Origin of the sequence: Membranihabitans marinus, assembly GCF_021729155.1 — a bacterium.
In the GTDB taxonomy this organism is placed as follows: domain Bacteria; phylum Bacteroidota; class Bacteroidia; order Chitinophagales; family Saprospiraceae; genus Membranihabitans; species Membranihabitans marinus.
In genome coordinates this window covers 236,133-252,890 of sequence record NZ_JAJQYA010000002.1, presented here as the reverse complement: position 1 = coordinate 252,890, position 16,758 = coordinate 236,133, and the positions used below count along the sequence as shown (strand labels likewise).

Below are 16,758 nucleotides of genomic sequence, written 5' to 3'. Positions count from 1 at the left end.
CCTAATCTTTCTTTAGGACAGATTCGATCATTTCTTAAGTACAAATACCGTTATATGTTAATTATTTAGCTAAAATATTGCACAACAAGTATCCACTTCAATACTTAATCACCCAAGACATTCGTATTTAAAATAAAAATAACAACAAACACAAAAAAGTTTTAATAAAAACAAACCGTGTTAAATTAATATTTTTTATTCTACCTTTGATTTAATGATTTGTCGAGAAAACATAGCGATTTTGTTTTTTAGCTTATCTGCTGAATGTGAAATTCAACGGAAGACATGGTTAAAAAAGGGCTCTAGGAAAAGTAATCTTTCTATAGCACGCCTGTTTAATACCTACAACAAATCAATACTGAAACAAACAGGTCTTTCCATTCATCACTATGATGAAAGACAGCAAATCGGTCAAAATTTTGGTGAACGATTGGCCAATGCCCATCAAAAAATATTCGATCAAGGCTATGAAGCCATTATTACCGTGGGTAACGATTGCTTAGAATTGAATCGTCTTGACTGGGAAAATATCATTCAAAACATCAGTGCAGGTCGATCTGTCCTTGGACCTTCTTTGAGAGACGGTGCTTATTTAATCGGTTTAACTAAAACCGCTTTTAACTATATAGATTTTCAGATCCTACCTTGGCAGACCAATCAATTGTATACAGCCCTCAATGAGTATATACACGAAAATACTCAACAATACTTTGAACTTCCAAGACTAAGAGATATCAACAATGGTCAAGATCTATGGACAATCACCCATGGCTCAACCATCAGTGTTAGGCTCAAAATCAATCTATTAAGATTATTAGCCGTTACACACTGCCCTCTATTCATTCAATCCTTTCCTCCGACCTTATTCTATTGGTTAAAGGACAATTCTCTCAGAGCACCACCACAGAACTCACTAGTTTGATGTTTTAGAAATCAAACTTCTTCTACCAGCATTTTATATATACTCACTTTGTGATTTGGGCATTCCGTCGATAATTATTTTCGGTAGGCCAACGATAGCATTTTAAAACATATGAAGAAAAATATCTGGTATATATTACTGGTTTTCAGCCTTTGGTCTGCTTGTCAGTCATCACAGGAAAAACCAAGTTTAGATCTATCCAACACCGAATGGTCGGCTATAGTGGAACAAGCCAAAGGTTCCGATCTCCACTTTATGATGTGGCAAGGTTCTCCAGAGATCAATCATTACATCTTGGAATTTGTCAAACCGCGATTGAAAGCCAACTACGATATTGAATTAAATGTCATTGGAGGTCAAGGGCCAGAGATTGTGCAATTGATGATGGGCGAAAAACAAGCCAATGTGGAGTCTGGACAGGTAGACATGGTATGGATTAACGGTGAAACCTTCTTTCAACTTCGACAAATACAAGGACTATGGGGCCCATTTGTCGAAAGTCTTCCCAATGCACAATATGTAGACTTCGAAGATCCATTTATCAGCATAGACTTCCAACAACCAGTCAATTATATGGAATGTCCTTGGACCATCAGCCAATTTGCTATGGTATACGATTCAGCCAAAATAAGCAATCCGCCCACCAACCTCGACGAATTGAAAACCTATGTTCAAGAATATCCGGGAACATTCACCATATCCAATGATTTCTCTGGAATGACTTTATTGAAGTCTTTTTTAGCTGAAATAAGTGGATCTTCCCAAGGTCTAAACGGTCCTTTTAATGAAGATAATTACCTAGAATGGTCGGGAAAGTTATGGGACTTTATTGAAGAAATACGACCATACTTATGGAAAGCAGGCAGTACTTTTCCCAAAGAGCAAACCAAGATGGACCAAATGTTTGCCAATGGAGAAATCTATTTGGGTTTTGGATTTGGCGAAGGTGCTATCGATGATAAAATCCATCAGGGACTTTTTCCCAACACTACTAGAGCATATCCTTGGGCCAACGGAACTATTAAAAACACCAATTATCTCGGTATAGCCTACAATGCTCCCAATAAAGAAGCGGCATTGGTGGCTATAAATTATATGTTGTCGCCAGAAGCACAATTACAAAAAGCCGATCCCAAAGGCATGGATGCCAATACCGTATTGGATATCGACCAACTGCCAGATGAGTGGAAAACCAAATTTCAAAATATAACCCGACGTGAATACGGTATTTCGATGAATGATATGAAAGAATATGCTATCCAAGAACCCGACCCTAGGTATATGATTAGATTGTATGAAGACTTTAGAAAATATATCATTGAGAACTAAATATCAAAATATAGGCTTATTGTTTTTCGCAGTTTTGGGCATCATCCCCTTTGCGCTATCCTTTATCTATGCCCTATTGTATAGTTTGGGACTGGTAGGTGTGGCCAATAGCGGATTCACCATAGAGCACTGGCAAGAAATCCTAGAATCGGGAGAATTTATTAAATCTTTTGGATTTAGTGCCTTTATGGCATTGATAGCCATGGTATTTTCCGTGGGTATTGCCCTATGGTTGACCCTGCTGTTTCACAAAAAGATTCAACATAAGACGATATCATTTTTACTCTACTTACCGCTGGCATTGCCCGGTGTTGTATCTGCCTTTTTTGCCGTTCAGATATTGAGTAAATCAGGTTACTTTTCAAGATGGTTCTACCAAATAGGGTGGATTAAAGATATCCAAGAATTTCCCGACCTCATCAACGACGATTTTGGCTTCGGCATCATACTTACCTTTGTCAGCGTAGTGATGCCCTTTTTTCTACTCTTGTTCATCGGGGTTTTTAAAACGGAACGCATTGCAGAATTAGAATCTTTAGCCGCTTCACTGGGAAGTCGTCCGAATCAAATCATACGTCGTATCACTATCCCATTGCTACTGCATAAAACCTGGCCATTGATAGCCTTGTATTATATATTTCTCTTAGGAGCTTATGAAATTCCGCTAATTCTAGGTCAAGAATCCCCTCAAATGTTATCCGTCCTCATAGTCAGGGAACTCAAACAATTTGATTTAACCAAAATATCAGAAGGTTATGTAGTAGCCGTAATTTATACCGTACTGGTAACCATCATGACTCTTTTTCTTTTTTTAAGACGAAAATCAATACGAATAGATGGTTAAAGTAAAAAATATAGCTTTGGGAATCTATATCGCTTTGATTGCTTTCCCCTTTATATATCTATTGATATTGTCATTTTCTGCAGATTGGCGATTTCCAGAACTTTGGCCTCAATATTTTGGTCTCAGAAACTGGTCTCGAGTCATCAGCGGTGAAACTGGATTGCTGTCTAGTTTTGTCCTCTCTCTAGTGATTTCTCTTTCGGTAGCCACTTCCGCTACCCTTACTGGTTTTTTTATTAGTCGATATGTCAATTATCATCCCAAAAAACGACTGTGGACATTGATCACCTACTTTCCCTATGTATTAGCACCAGTGGTCTTTGGAGCCTGCTTGAGTTTTTACTTCATTAAAGTAGGCTTATTTGGAAATACTGCAGGAGTCATTCTGTCTCAATTTATTATAGCTTTTCCCTACGCCCTAATATTTTTCAGCAGTTATTGGGGAGAGCAAACCCGTGAATACGAAAACCTTGTGGCTACTCTGGGCGGCAATCCTTGGACGACTTATACCAAAGTATTAATCCCCATGGCCGGTCCACTAATGATGATTTGCTTTTTTCAAACCTTTTTAATCTCATGGTTTGAATATGGTTTAACTTCCATTATCGGTGTAGGCAAGGTGGAAACATTGACCATAAAGGTGTTTCTATTTATTAAAGAAGCCAATTTTTACTACGGTGCCATGAGCTGTTGTCTACTTATTCTACCACCAGCCCTGTTAATCTATTTCAATAAAAAATATGTATTCAACAAATTGATATGAGTTTCTTACACATTGAAAATATAAACAAAGCATTTGGCAGCGATTCCATCGTCAAGAATCTTCAACTCACCTTAGAGAACAATCGAACTTTAAGCATTTTGGGTAAATCCGGTTGTGGCAAAACGACAATGCTAAAGATTATCGCAGGTCTAATCAAACCAGATTCTGGAACTATTCGTCTAAACAATAAAACCATTACCGAACAACCAGCAGCAAAGAGGAATATCGTATATCTATATCAAGAAGACTTGCTGTTTCCACATCTCACCGTCTTTGAAAACATCGCTTTCGGCCTTCGGATACAGAAGAAATCCAAAGATGAAATTCAAGACCAAGTGGAATCTATGATCAACAGTTTAGAGTTGTCCGGCCATAAGCACAAAATGCCGCAACAGTTATCAGGCGGGCAACGCCAACGCGTATCTTTTGGTCGAGCCATCATCACCAATCCTTCCCTCCTACTGTTAGACGAACCTTTTGGGAGTTTGGATAGCATGACTAGGCAAAACATGCAGTCATTGTTTAAATCTTTGGCCCAGCAATTTCACATTACCTCGCTATTTGTGACCCACGACCTCAAAGAAGCCTTATTAATGGGAGATGAAATAGCCTATATGGATGCTGGATACCTCAAGGTGTACAAGGAAAAATCTGACTTTATGAAGGACAAATCGACAGGAGTGCTAGCAGAAGTCGAATTCTGGAATGGGATAGCAAGCGATCTTTCATCCAATTTTATTTCATCATAAATAACGGTAAGAGCAAAATAATAAAATACAAATCTATGACTACAAATAAAAAGAAAATCTGGATCGACACCGATTTATCCGTCGGCATGAAAAGGCATCATCGCAGTGGCTATTGCGATGTCGACGATGGATATGCGGTGTGGCAATTGATGCGTTCTTCTAGCGTCCATATTGCTGGCATTAGTGCCGTATTTGGCAATACTCTTATAGACAACGCCTATGCTTTATCTGTGGAAATGAGTGAAAAATTTGCCACTTATTCCATCCCGGTATTCAAAGGATATGGCCAAGCTATAGACTTGGCAAAAATAGAACACAATGAGGCTGTCGACGCCCTAGCTGAAGAGCTTAAACGAGGCCCAATGACAATAATGGCCATTGGTCCAGCGACCAATATAGGAGTCTTATTACTTCAATATCCCGAGCTCAAGGATCAAATACAAGAAGTAGTTTTGGTAGCCGGCAGAAGATCACCTACCGACTATTTCAGCATAGGCAATCGCGGAAATAGAGCTCGAGACCTCAACTTTGATCTCGACAATCAGGCATTTCAAATCATGTTTCAAGCGGGAGTTTCCATTACCCTTTGTCCATTTGAAATATCGAATAAGGTTTGGATTACCGCTCGAGATTTGGATTTATTGAAGACTGGAGATGCGGGCTGTCAATATTTGGAAAAGCACTCTAGAAATTGGTTGGCACAGTGGATCGATCAGGGAGCTGAAGGATTCAATCCTTTCGATGTATTAGCCAGCCATTACATCATTGCTCCAGAAGATATTATTTCGGAAAATTTAAACGCCAGACTCGAAATCCATATAGACGATACCATCGTAGATAATGATAAAGAAAGCTTTAAAAATTATTTACTCTGTGATCATCAACCTGGATATGGGGTAAAATATTGCTACGATGTCGTACCAGAATATCATAGAAACTTAATGCAAACATTATTATAAATTTTTTCAAACCCAAAAAACAGAATCAAATGATTTACACTCACTTAACCATCAACAATTCTGAAATTCAAAATTACTTACAATCACAATCTTGGTTACAAGATGGTGAAACCGTAGATGTGGTAGAAGTACCCGGCGAAGGAAATATGAATTTCACCGCTCGCGTAGTCACTTCTATCCGAACATTTATCATTAAACAGAGCCGACCTTATGTTGAAAAATATCCCCAAGTTCCAGCTCCAGAAGATCGAATTCAATCAGAAGCGACTTTTTACCAACTCGTTCAAACCGATGAAGTACTCAGCTCCCAAACACCAAGCATCCTAGAATCCGACGTTGAAAACAATGTTCTATTATTGGAAGATCTAGGTGCTGCCAGTGATTTTACTCACTTGTACAAGGCTGGGACTAAAATCGACAAAATAGATCTCACAGCCATTGTATCATTTATTGCCAGGCTTCATCAACAATTTAAGGTTGATCATTCTCCACTTGTTATCCACAATAGAGAAATGAGGAAACTAAATCACGAGCATATTTTTCATTATCCATTTATTATGGACAATGGATTGGATTTGGACAACATCACTCCTGGTTTGGCGGAAGTAGCGATGAATTACAAAACCGATACCGCTCTTAAAAGCAAAATTGAAGAATTGGGTCAGCGGTATTTGGCCGATGGCGACACGCTACTCCATGGAGACTATTTTCCCGGTAGCTGGCTAAAGACCAATAGTGGTATTTACATAATAGATCCTGAGTTTTGTTTTTTTGGATTTCCCGAATTCGAAGTTGGGGTATTATTGGCCCACTTAATGATGGCCGATCAAAACCAAGCGACCATCGATGCAGCAATTAAGCTCTATCAAACCGAAGCTCCCCTCGACGTCGATCTCTGTCTGGCTTGTGCTGGAGTAGAGGTTATGAGACGGCTATTGGGTTTGGCTCAATTACCCCTAAATCTTGATCTCAACCGCAAAACCCAGTTGTTGAAACAAGCTTATCAATACATCAATTTAAAATGACGATAACTTTAAAATCAGTTTTTATGAAAACGTATATATTATTCTTGCTCACATTGACAGCAGGTACATTGTTTTCACAAACTATTAACTATCGATCTACCGTAGTCGACAATCAAGGCCAGCCCTTGATTGGGGCTTCGGTCCAGATCGTCGATCAATCTATCTACGCCATCACCGATGATGTAGGACAATTTACCTTGACTACAGATTTACAAGATTTTCAAATCATTGTCTCCTATGTAGGGTACAACAAGGTCCTACTCACTATCGAAAATGGATTGTTTCCCGACCGCTTAATGATGGAAACAGCTTACGGCCAAATTGACGAAATTGTAGTGACTGCCATTGGCATCAAGCGGGAAAGACAAGCCCTCTCCTCATCGGTTGAAAAACTGGGCGCAGAAGCATTTACCCAAGTGCCCATGACCAATATGGTCAATAGTTTGGCAGGACAGGTAGCAGGACTACAGGTAACCAATGGCTCATCTGGAGTAGGATCTTCGTCACGCATCATTATTCGGGGTGAAAATTCACTGAGTGGTGACAACCAAGCCCTCTTTGTAGTCGATGGCATCCCCATCAGCAACCAACTAATCACCAGCGACTTGAGCAATGACGGCGCCCTACAAGAAGTTGACTTTGGCAATGGGGCTGCGGAAATCAGTCCAGAAGATATCGAATCCATCTCGGTGTTAAAAGGAGCGGGATCTGCTGCCCTTTATGGATCCAGAGCAGCCAACGGTGTGGTTGTTATTAATACTAAACGAGGAGGTGAGAAAAAAGGTATGGGTATAACCCTATCCAGTTCACTGACCTTTGAAACCCTATTGACCTTGCCCGATTATCAAAATGAATACGGTGGAGGTTCTGGCGGCCAATACGCCTTTGTCAATGGAAGTGGAGCCGGTATCAGCGATGGGGGATTATCGAGTTTTGGTCCCAAGTTGGATGCTGGTTTGATGATTCCCCAATTCGACAGCCCATCGACCGATATCAATGGCCAAGTAGTACGGGCAGGCGATATTCTCTCTCGACAACTAGCCGACGGTAGTTATACTCCTGTGACACCGACACCATGGATATCGAGACCAGATAATATTAGAGATTTTTTTGAAACCGGAGTCACCAATCAAAATCATATTTCTTTTCAATCTCAAGGTGATAATGGATCAATTAGAGCCGCCTACCACAACTTGCGCAACAATGGGATTTTGCCTAATACCGACCTCAAAAGAGATGGTATATCTATAGGTATTCACCAACAGTTACATCTCAAACTTCAATTTGACAGTTATGTCAGTTTTGTCAATAGTAGAAGCAACAACAGACCGAATCTGGGCTATGGTTATGAAAATGTAATTTACGGATTCAATTGGACGGGGAGGCAGACCAATATCGCCTCAATGGCAAATTACTGGCAAGCCGGATATGAAGGACTAGAACATTATGACATCAATTATCTATGGCTCACCAATCCCTACCTTACGTTATTTGAAAACACCAATAGTTTCAATAAAAATAGAGTATTGGGCAATGGTAGTCTCAACTATGACATTACCGAACATTTGAGTTTGAGAACTAGATATGGATTGGATATTTATCATGACAATAGATATTTCCAAAGGGCAGTCAGTACAAACCGAAATCCATTCGGCAGTTATCGAGAAGATCAGATACAATACCGAGAGACCAATGCCGACCTACTCCTTACCTATGCCAATAATATAGCAGATAAAATCAATTATTCGATTTCCGCTGGGGGCAATAGATTTGACCAAAAAATCGATTATCAATTTGCCGAAGCTTCGCAACTTTCCATCCCCGGTATTTACTCACTGGCCAACTCGAGAAATCCCTTGGTTGGAAATAGTCAATATTTCACCAAAAGAATCAATAGTCTTTACGGTTTAATCAATTTGAGTTATTTATCCTCATTGTATTTGGACATGTCATTGCGCAACGATTGGAGCAGTACCTTACCTATAGATGACAATTCCTTTGCCTATTATTCGATGGGATTGAGTTTTATAGTATCCAATACCTTTGAACTTCCTGAGGATATTTCTTTCCTCAAATTAAGGGTAAATATGTCAAGTGCAGGAAATGATACCGATCCCTATCAACTGAACAATACTTTTTTATTTAATCAAAATTACGGATCAAATTTTAGAGTAACCAATGAGACCATCCTCAAGAATGCAGAGTTAAAACCAGAGCGACTCAACGCCTTGGAAGCAGGGATGGAATTGTGGATGTTTGGCAATCGGATTCAAACCGAAATTTCCATTTATGAAAATACCAGTATCAATCAAATCATCGGTCGTCCCATTTCCCAATCGACGGGATTTGGCAATATTATTGAAAATGGGGGTATTGTTGTGACCAAAGGACTTGAAGCTCGAATTGGTGGTGGCTTGATACGCAACAATGATATTCAATGGAATGCCTATATCAATTTTTCCACATATGAGAGTGTGGTTTCTGAATTGCCCAATGGAGTCGATCAATTTGTCACTGGATCTGCCAAGATCTTCGGAGGTGATGGCGGATCCAACGAGGTATTCTATATAGCCAAGGAAGGAGGACGTGTTGGCGACATGTACGGTACAGGATTTGTAGAAGTCGATGGCCGCACGCTATACGGTAGTAATGGTTTGCCGGTTCAGGATGGTCAACTGCGGTTATTGGGCAATTACAATCCCGATTTCGCTTTGGGACTGGGCAATGAAGTGATTTATAAGAATTTTTCATTTAATCTATTATTCGATTGGCGTCAGGGAGGGACTATCGTATCGCGAACCAAGGCCCTAGGCAGTACCGCTGGTGTTTTGGCGGAAACCCTAGTGGGGCGTGAAAATGGTATTATTGGCGATGGCGTAGTGAATATAGGCAGTGATGAAAATCCCCAATACGTTGAAAACACTACTGTAGTTCCGGCGAGTACATATTACAATAATTACTATGATCGAGGCAATGAAGCTTCGGCTCTCTATGATGCCAGTTATATAAAATTACGGCAAATAGGAATTTATTATAGCTTTTCTGAAGAGATCTGTGCCGCCATTGGATTCCAAAGTTTAAAATTGGGATTTTTGGGCAGTAATTTATGGCTATGGACAGAAAATCCACATTTTGATCCTGAGCTCAATGCTGTACAAGAGCGCAATTTCACCTATGGTGTAGAGGACATGTCTTATCCTTCTACTCGAAGTTTTGGAATTAGTTTAAAGAGTGAATTTTAAAGTTAATACCATGAAAAACCATATTGTATTTCTCATTATATTTTTTGGAATTGGAATTTCTTGCAGTCGTGATTTTGAAAGCATCAATCAAAATCCCAATGCGTCGGAGTCCATCGATCCACAGTTTTTATTATCCAATGTAATATCAGTATTAGCGGATGAAAACACCTATAATCAAGGATTTAGGTTAGCGAGTTATTTAGCCCAATTTTCAGCAAGTGTAGAGTTTGAGCGCATCGATCGATACGAATTGGGAAGTAATGCCACTTATTGGAATTTACTTTACCACTTATTGGCCGATATTGAATCCATGCAGACGGTAGAAGCCAGCAATGAGGCCTATGAAGCGGTTGGGGATATTTTAAAGTCTTATATTTATTCACAGCTTACCGATTTATGGGGTGATGTACCTTATACTGAGGCCTTGAAGGTAGGTGTAGGTATCACCACACCCCAATACGACAGGCAGGAAGATATATATTTAGATGATGAAAATGGGTTATTGGCTATTTTAAATCGGGCGGCCAGCACCCTATCTTCAACTACGGCGCGTATACAAGGTGATGTGATGTATGGCAATGATTTAGATCAATGGATTCGATTGGCCAATGCATTGCAGGTCAGATATTACTTGCGTATTTCCAATAAAATAGACGACTTCAGTGTTTTGGAGGATCTAGCTAATTCGGCTCCACTTATGCGTGGCAATGGGGACAATGCCGTTGTTCCCTATCTCGGAGCGGCTCCGAATCAGTTTCCGTTGTCCCAAGCTGGACTGGGTATATATCAAGAGCATCGGATGACACGAACGGTGGATTCGATTTTACATTCATGGGATGATCCGCGAATGGCTATTTTATACAAACCAACGGCGGCCAGCATCAGTGCGAAGAATCCCCAATACAAGGGATTACTCAATGGTCAAAACAGAGAGACTATAGCGGCCAATCAAATTGATTTAAACGACATATCGTTATTTGGATCTATATACAGGGATGTAGCCGATGGTGTAGACGGTCAAATAATGTTGTATTCAGAGCTTCAATTTGCCTTAGCCGAAGCGGTGGAACGTGGATTAATCGATGGGGATGTAGAGGAGTATTATGTAAATGGGATTACGGCACATTTTGAATATTTAGGAGCAGATATCCCAGAAGATTATTTTACGAGGGAGAATATAGCATTAAATGGAGAGCAACATTTAGACAAAATACTGACACAGAAATGGTTGAGTTTAATCAGCAATGGTCACGAAGCATGGTTTAATGTACGTCGAACTGGGATTCCGCATTTAAAACCTGGTCCTGACAATCTCAATGGAGGTCGGTATCCAGCGAGATATTTATATCCTGAATCTGAGCAAGCCGTCAATCAGGCGAATTATCAAGCTGCGATTCAGCGTATGGGCCCTGACAACATCAACACAAAAGTCTGGTGGATGACCGAATGAAGTTGCCTTTTAGGGCAACCAAAGGTCGTAAATCGACCTTTGATGAGGGAACCGGAGCCACTGCGCTCCGGCGTGATTGCACCGAAAATTGAAAGCAAATCTACCTCCGGCGTGATTGCACCGAAAATTGAAAGCAAATCTACCTCCGGCGTGATTGCACCGTAAATTGTAAGGAAATCTAGCTCCGGCGTGATTGCACCGTAAACCAACAGAGAATCTCGCTCCGGCGTGATTGTACCGAAAATTGTAAGGAAAATTCCAATGTGCCGAGTCGTGATTGCCCTTAAATCGTCAGCGAATCTTATGTAATCTCGTCATGCCAAAGTGGACTTGACTAGAATTTATGAAAACTGACATGCCTCCATAGGAGGGGAATTGTCGTGAATGACAATTAACAATTAACCATTGTCCATTAATAATTAACCAACACTCCTCAATTTCATTCGTTCATGCTCCGGCGTGATTGCACCGTAAATCAACAGAGAATCTCACTCCGGCGTGATTACACCACGTATCAACAGGAAGTCTAGCTCCGGCGTGATTGGACCGTAAATCAACAGAGAATCTCGCTCCGGCGTGATTGCACCGAAAATTGTAAGGAAAATTCCACTGCGCTCCGGCGTGATTGCACCGAAAATTGTAAGGAAATCTACCTCCGGCGTGATTGCACCGTAAACCAACAGAGAATCTCGCTCCGGCGTGATTGCACCACAAATCAACAGTGAAATCTCGCTCCGGCGTGATTGCACCGAAAATTGTAAGGAAAATTCCAATGTGCCGAGTCGTGATTGCCCTTAAATCGTCAGCGAATCTTATGTAATCTCGTCATGCCAAAGTGGACTTGACTAGAATTTATGAAAACTGACATGCCTCCATAGGAGGGGAATTGTCGTGAATGACAATTAACAATTAACCATTGTCCATTAATAATTAACCAACACTCCTCAATTTCATTCGTTCATGCTCCGGCGTGATTGCACCGTAAATCAACAGAGAATCTCACTCCGGCGTGATTACACCACATATCAACAGGAAGTCTAGCTCCGGCGTGATTGGACCGTAAATCAACAGAGAATCTTATGTAATCTCGTCATACCACAGTGGGCATGGCTAGTATTTATGAAAACTGACGGTTTGGTTCGATTGAAAAAAATTAATTTTTAATATTTCCTACAGAATTTCCAAACCACCCCGTCAGTAATCTGACACCCCTCCAAAGGAGTGGAATTGTCGTGATTGAACGAATGAAGTTGCACAAAGGACAACTATTCTCAGTCACATCATTGACCATTGACCATTAACCATTAACCATTAATAATTAGCCACTCCCCTTCAATTATTCGTTCCGCCTTTTATCAACAAAGCCAAATTTATTACCTGCATATTATTTAAAAATAAATAATTATTCATATATTTAAGGATATCTATTCCATTAGATTGAAACATTACTTAATCTTAAATTCGATTTAACATTCAATATCAAAATTATGGGAAAGAAAAATTACCAATGCTACTTCTGCAATGAATTAATTAATGAAAATGATATCATCTGCCAACACTGTGGTTCGGCAGTGGATATAGACAGTTCAGATTACTCATCAAACGCCGATATAGCCATTTCAAAAGATGAAAAAACGTCAACTAAAACGGCTATGCTATTGGCCATCCTAATTCCTGGTGGTGGCTATATGTACTATGGACAATCATTAATGGCATCCATTTGTCTCATTCTGATCATATACCTATTATTTACAATTCCTGTATACGCTATCCTATTGTATTTACTCAGTATAATCAGTGTTGGCTTTAAATGAATCCCTTAATAATTGTTGATTCAATTCGCAACTCGAACAAAATTATACAAAGTATTAAAATACAAACATTGAATACTATTTTAATGGTTAATATTCAATGTTTGTCTCTTCCCCTTTAATAGTTACCTATAACAACTTTTCTATTGATTAAATAACATGCCCAAGGTAATAGCAAAGCTAGACCTACCTTTTTTAAAAGCGATCGACGGTGTCATAAAGAATTTATCTAATCCCAGTGTCCCCCCTAAGGAGAAACTAAGACCACTAACACTTTCTTCTCCATAACCATCTAAATTTAATTGTGATCTAGACCAAGAAAATCCAAAATAAGGAACAAAGGCTATTTTACTCGATGACTGTATTACATGAGAGACGTTACTTCCTAAAGAGAAGGTATTTGCAGTTAATTCATCTAAATCCTTGAAAATATTGTATTGATAGGCTCCTCCAATATATACATTTACCGGCATATCATTTTCTCCTTGTTTGACCACAAGATAGCCGATGTAAGGTCTTACCGCCGTAGAACTTATATCGTACTCATTATTCTCCTCCAATCCAAGAGTAATTCCCAAATCAAGTTTGCCATTGGAAATATACCCTGCACTTACCCCGACAATACTGGATTCATCTGCAGATACAAATTGGGGTCCTAAATAAAAGGCATTTTGTCCTAAATCAGTCACCGTAACCTGTCCATAGCCTAATGTTATACAAAAAGTTACCACTGCAGTCATTAAAAAAGATTTTGTCATTGCTTTCATTCGTATTTGATTTTATATATTTACAATTCATCTGATCCACGTTTTTTCATCAATTTTTCGACACAACCAATAGTGTCGATCTGTTGCGTGAATTAGAATGCAATACTAAGAAGCAAGTCTGCAGCTTTACTGCAGAGAACAATAAGCAGTGAATTTATTTAGATGAGATCGGAATTTTGACCAAGTAATAAAGGGTGCTACCAGTATTCATTATAATATTATTATAGTTGACAACTATACTTGCATAAAATAGAAAAAGAGGCTTACAAATAAATGTAAAACCTCTTCCTAATTATTACTTATAATACCAATGGCTATTTAATATAGTCTGCCATCATGGCTATTACAGACTTATGGGGTCTATTCACTATTTTTTCAAAATCTGAGTTTTTATCATAGGCTCCGATTTGGATACCTTCATATATACCAGCGATGACACCACCTATAAAATCACCCAAAGCCTCCTTCCTATCTTTTTCGTAATCGGCCACCGATACTGAACGATAACTTAGATTGGTAAGATAAGCTTGGTTGAGAAAATCTGCCAATTCAGATTGACTTATAGGCTTACCGGCAAGGTTGTAAATCTGTCCATTTAGATTATCATTGAGCAATAGTTGAGTATAAGCAATGGCCAATTCACTTCGACTGGTATATCCACATTTTCCATTTTCAGCACAATTTACTATCTCTCCCATCCGCTTGTATTCATCAATATACTCGAGGTCTGGCTCAATATATATACCATTTCTACCAATAGCCCATTGAAGTCCAGAATCCTGAATATCTTTTTCGGTTTGACGATTACTTCGTACAATGGGACTAAATGCAGTCCTGTTTTCCTCACCTATTATACTGGTATATACGATCTTCCGTACCTTATTCTGTTTGGCAGCTTCGATAATATTTCGATGTTGTTGGATCCTTTTTTGCGGATCATCCATACCTGAGATTAAAAGCAGAACATCCACTCCTATTAAAGCTTTGTCAAACTCTTGTCGATTATTGTAATCTCCTTGACGAAGTTGAATGGCGAGATGACTTGCCTTAGTCGGCGTACGAGCAATTCCAATAACATTTTCTCTACCAATTTCATTAATTAATTGGTTGACAATGGTGGATCCCAATTGTCCATTAGCTGCAGTAACCGCGACTTTCATAGGTATTATTTTAGTTTGGATTTAATAGCTTCTAACTCCTTTTCAAGTTGTTCGGCTTTTGCTTTAAATTTTTCCATGCCATGTTTTAATTGACCAATTTTTTTAAACGCTTCTTCATCTTGAACCGCCTGATAAGTAATCACACCATCTTTTTCTTTTATTTTCGATTTACTGCCACATTTGGGGCAAAGAGATATAGTACTCATATATTTTTTGTTTTCAAATCCTTATCTCCTATAGAATAACTATAAAACAAGGTATTTTAATATTTTTTTATGGAAATAATTTTAAACAATTACTCTATAAATCTCTAATTTTCAACAGAGTATTTATACATCATATCTGGTAATAATCAAATATGGAGACAATTCTGTTTTTCACCGCTATTAGGTATAACAGTATAGATTTAGAACCAATCAGCCCCTGGATCACCGGGAAAGAAAGCATCGGGAAGGGATAGAAAGAGCCCACCTTCGGAATAATTGGGATAGAGTAAATTCAATTCATCGACAACATCTTGCTGACTAGTAGCTGCATTACCATTTGTCAACATCTGACTGCCGGTAATTAGAACTTGGGCTTGTTGTAAATAATCAATATTTTCATCGATAACACTTTCTATATCAGAACGACTACCATTGTGTCCTACGAATATATGACTATAGTCTGCGAAGTCAGTTTTCAAAACATTTAATCCCGCCAACCAATTATCTATCTCATCTAAACCATCTTTAGGACTGTATTCTCTCAAATAGGGATGGGCTAAATTGTAAATTAGATCACCGGAAAATAAAATCTTATGTTCTTCATTATAGAAATAACCATTTTCCCCTGTTTCGGCATTGGAAACTTTATCAAAAGTAAAATTCAAACTTCCAATTTTCTTATTTCCACTGACAGCAATCACGGTCTTACCATATAAATTGGTAAAATCTTCAGTGTTGTTTAGCTGGTCAGCGACCTCAGATTGTGCGTAAAAATCTAAATTTGTAAAATTACTTGCCCCACCATAGTGATCTCCATGGTTGTGTGTAATAATCACGGATCCATTTTTGTTAATGGCATCAACATATGTTTTTAATTCATCCGCAAATATCGGAGCTGGTCCCAAATCCACGATAACTATGTCGTTTTCAGTTTCTACTATAGTCACGGTATATGGAGCCGAATCAAAATCAATGGTATGGTATCTCACCGTACTTTCTGTTATTACATTGACCCTACCAGTGGTAATGATCGTAGCCGCTGGAGGATTTTCAAAATCTACTACATTGGACTGAATATCCTCATCATCACTACAAGAAACCAATAGAATCACTGCCAAAAAAGTCAATAAACTCATATTTAAGTACTTCATCATTTTCACATTTTATTTTAATGATTTAATACTGCAAATTTATAGGGAGATCTAGGGTCGGAAGCAATACAAATGATGCTTAAAATGGTAAAAATGATACCAGATGGTGATGTTAACAGCAATATTTTTTTGTGGCTGCTATATTTGACTTTACGGATTTGAATCCTCTTTTTTGGAATACACTACCAATCATCAATCTAAAGCGAGAAATTTTAAGTGATGTCCTCCCTTCAGGACTTAATTTCAATGTAACAAAACTACGACAGGACTTCGTCCTGCCCTGACATACCTTGACCCTTCAGGACTTTTTTTATAATATTTGTATTTACACTCATAGTCAGTCGTATTCACCACAAAGACCACGACGGTTTGCACAAAGC

Annotated in this window: 15 protein-coding genes; 11 read left to right on the top strand and 4 right to left on the bottom strand. The window is 38.9% G+C overall.

Annotated elements, in window-relative coordinates; translation table 11 throughout:
* The first annotated feature begins 241 nt into the window (after positions 1–241).
* The 11 genes from LVD51_RS02305 (at position 242) to LVD51_RS02260 (ending at position 13,097) form a co-directional block, all read left to right on the top strand.
* Positions 242–922, top strand: a complete 681-nt coding sequence (locus LVD51_RS02305; RefSeq protein WP_236969563.1) for a DUF2064 domain-containing protein — start codon at positions 242–244, stop codon at positions 920–922.
* Positions 923–1,033: 111 nt separating this feature from the next.
* Positions 1,034–2,251, top strand: coding sequence for an ABC transporter substrate-binding protein (locus tag LVD51_RS02300; protein ID WP_236969562.1), 1,218 nt, complete (start codon positions 1,034–1,036; stop codon positions 2,249–2,251).
* The gene (locus LVD51_RS02295) at positions 2,217–3,095 is read left to right on the top strand and encodes an ABC transporter permease (protein WP_236969561.1); all 879 of its coding nucleotides are present in this window, start codon (positions 2,217–2,219) and stop codon (positions 3,093–3,095) included. The genes LVD51_RS02300 and LVD51_RS02295 overlap by 35 nt, the downstream gene beginning before the upstream one ends.
* Positions 3,088–3,858: an ABC transporter permease gene (locus LVD51_RS02290; protein ID WP_236969560.1), complete on the top strand. Its 771-nt coding sequence runs from the start codon at positions 3,088–3,090 to the stop codon at positions 3,856–3,858. Before LVD51_RS02295 ends, LVD51_RS02290 begins: the two co-directional genes overlap by 8 nt.
* The gene (locus tag LVD51_RS02285; protein ID WP_236969559.1) at positions 3,855–4,607 is read left to right on the top strand and encodes an ABC transporter ATP-binding protein; all 753 of its coding nucleotides are present in this window, start codon (positions 3,855–3,857) and stop codon (positions 4,605–4,607) included. The genes LVD51_RS02290 and LVD51_RS02285 overlap by 4 nt, the downstream gene beginning before the upstream one ends.
* Positions 4,608–4,642: 35 nt before the next feature.
* Positions 4,643–5,566, top strand: a complete 924-nt coding sequence (locus LVD51_RS02280; RefSeq protein WP_236969558.1) for a nucleoside hydrolase — start codon at positions 4,643–4,645, stop codon at positions 5,564–5,566.
* A 29-nt stretch (positions 5,567–5,595) separates the two neighbouring features.
* A complete protein-coding gene (locus tag LVD51_RS02275; protein WP_236969557.1) occupies positions 5,596–6,591 on the top strand; it encodes a phosphotransferase in 996 nt (331 codons plus the stop codon).
* A 23-nt stretch (positions 6,592–6,614) separates the two neighbouring features.
* Positions 6,615–9,833 (top strand): SusC/RagA family TonB-linked outer membrane protein, encoded by a 3,219-nt coding sequence (locus tag LVD51_RS02270; protein ID WP_236969556.1) that lies wholly within the window; start codon positions 6,615–6,617, stop codon positions 9,831–9,833.
* 10 nt (positions 9,834–9,843) lie between these two features.
* Positions 9,844–11,283, top strand: a complete 1,440-nt coding sequence (locus LVD51_RS02265; protein ID WP_236969555.1) for a SusD/RagB family nutrient-binding outer membrane lipoprotein — start codon at positions 9,844–9,846, stop codon at positions 11,281–11,283.
* A 42-nt stretch (positions 11,284–11,325) separates the two neighbouring features.
* Positions 11,326–11,448 carry a hypothetical protein gene (locus LVD51_RS19955; protein WP_262912699.1) on the top strand — a complete coding sequence of 41 codons (123 nt, stop codon included), beginning with the start codon at positions 11,326–11,328 and terminating at the stop codon, positions 11,446–11,448.
* A gap of 1,322 nt (positions 11,449–12,770) precedes the next feature.
* Positions 12,771–13,097 (top strand): hypothetical protein, encoded by a 327-nt coding sequence (locus LVD51_RS02260; RefSeq protein ID WP_236969554.1) that lies wholly within the window; start codon positions 12,771–12,773, stop codon positions 13,095–13,097.
* A 140-nt stretch (positions 13,098–13,237) separates the two neighbouring features.
* Here LVD51_RS02260 and LVD51_RS02255 read toward each other — a convergent pair whose 3' ends face one another.
* From LVD51_RS02255 to LVD51_RS02240, 4 genes are all read right to left on the bottom strand, one after another.
* A complete protein-coding gene (locus LVD51_RS02255; RefSeq protein ID WP_236969553.1) occupies positions 13,238–13,861 on the bottom strand; it encodes a hypothetical protein in 624 nt (207 codons plus the stop codon).
* A 314-nt stretch (positions 13,862–14,175) separates the two neighbouring features.
* Positions 14,176–15,021 carry an NAD(P)H-binding protein gene (locus LVD51_RS02250; protein ID WP_236969552.1) on the bottom strand — a complete coding sequence of 282 codons (846 nt, stop codon included), beginning with the start codon at positions 15,019–15,021 and terminating at the stop codon, positions 14,176–14,178.
* A gap of 5 nt (positions 15,022–15,026) precedes the next feature.
* Positions 15,027–15,227 carry a hypothetical protein gene (locus LVD51_RS02245; protein ID WP_236969551.1) on the bottom strand — a complete coding sequence of 67 codons (201 nt, stop codon included), beginning with the start codon at positions 15,225–15,227 and terminating at the stop codon, positions 15,027–15,029.
* A gap of 200 nt (positions 15,228–15,427) precedes the next feature.
* The gene (locus LVD51_RS02240) at positions 15,428–16,381 is read right to left on the bottom strand and encodes an MBL fold metallo-hydrolase (protein ID WP_236969550.1); all 954 of its coding nucleotides are present in this window, start codon (positions 16,379–16,381) and stop codon (positions 15,428–15,430) included.
* Positions 16,382–16,758 lie beyond the last annotated feature (377 nt).